This is a genomic window from Bradyrhizobium sp. (assembly GCF_016462955.1).
In the GTDB taxonomy this organism is placed as follows: Bacteria; Pseudomonadota; Alphaproteobacteria; order Rhizobiales; family Xanthobacteraceae; genus Bradyrhizobium.
The window spans coordinates 1-1100 of the sequence record NZ_JAEMSD010000448.1 but is presented as its reverse complement, the minus strand read 5'-3'; the positions used below and the strand labels follow the sequence as shown (position 1 = coordinate 1100).

The 1100-nt window shown below is 64.9% G+C and carries 1 protein-coding gene; it reads right to left on the bottom strand.

Going from position 1 to position 1100, the window contains the following annotated elements; genetic code table 11:
- Nucleotides 1-180: 180 nt before the first annotated feature.
- A partial coding sequence (locus JHD07_RS31250) for an amidohydrolase family protein (protein ID WP_291629161.1) occupies nt 181-1100 on the bottom strand: 920 nt, incomplete at its 5' end.

The following is a 1100-nucleotide window of genomic DNA, read 5'->3' as shown; positions in this document are numbered from 1 at the left end:
GGAGAGGGTTGGGGAGAGGGTGCTTCCGCAATGGGACAATCCCCTAGAGGAGAAAGCCCTCACCCGCGCCTTCGGCGCAACCTCTCCCGCAGGCGGGAGAGGTCGCACCGAGCCCGCGGCAATCGACGCGATCTAAACCCATACCTACTTAGAGCGCGATTCGCACGGCGTCGAGCAAGATCAGATCAGGCTCGACTTGCCCCGGCTCAGTACCTGGCCCGCACCCTTGGTGCCGACGATGCGGCCCTGGCTGAAGACCACCTCTCCCCTTGCGATCGTCGTCACCGGCCATCCCGTGACCTCGAAGCCTTCCCAGGGCGTGTAGTCCGCGCCGTGATGCAGGTCGGCCTGCCGGATCGGCTTCTTCAACTTGGGATCCCAGAGCACGATGTCGGCATCGAAGCCGACGCCGATCGAGCCCTTGCGCGGATAGAGGCCGTAAATCCTTGCGTGGTTGGTCGCGGTCAGCTCGACGAACTTCTGCAAGGTGATGCGGCCCTTCGAGACACCTTCCGAGAACAGGATCGGGAGCCGGGTCTCGACGCCGGGAATGCCGTTCGGCACCCAGCGGAACGAGGTGCGGGCGTTCGGGGTCAGCTTGCCCTTGGGGTCGTCGTAGCGGAACGGGCAGTGATCGGACGAGAAGGTCTGGAATACGCCTGACGTGATGCCCTCCCAGATCGCCTGCTGACTCTCGACATCGCGTGGCGGTGGCGAGCAGACATACTTCGCCCCCGTGATGTCCATGTTGAGGCCTTTCATGTCGTCGGCCGTCAGCGTGATGTATTGCGGGCAGGTCTCGGCATGAACAGGCAAGCCACGCTGCTGGGCCCAGCGCACCTGCTCCATCGCCTCGCGTCCGGAGACGTGCACGATCATGATGGGAACGCCGATCACCTCGGCATGGCTGATGGCGCGGTGCGTCGCCTCGCGCTCGACCGCCTGGGGCCGCGAGGTGCCGTGATAATAGGGTGCGATATGGCCCTCGCGCTCCAGCTTGCTGGTGAGGAAGCGGATGGCGTCGTAGCCCTCGCAATGGACCATGACCAGCGCCTCCTCGCGGCGCGCGACCTCGAACACCTCGAGCAGCTGCTTGTCGC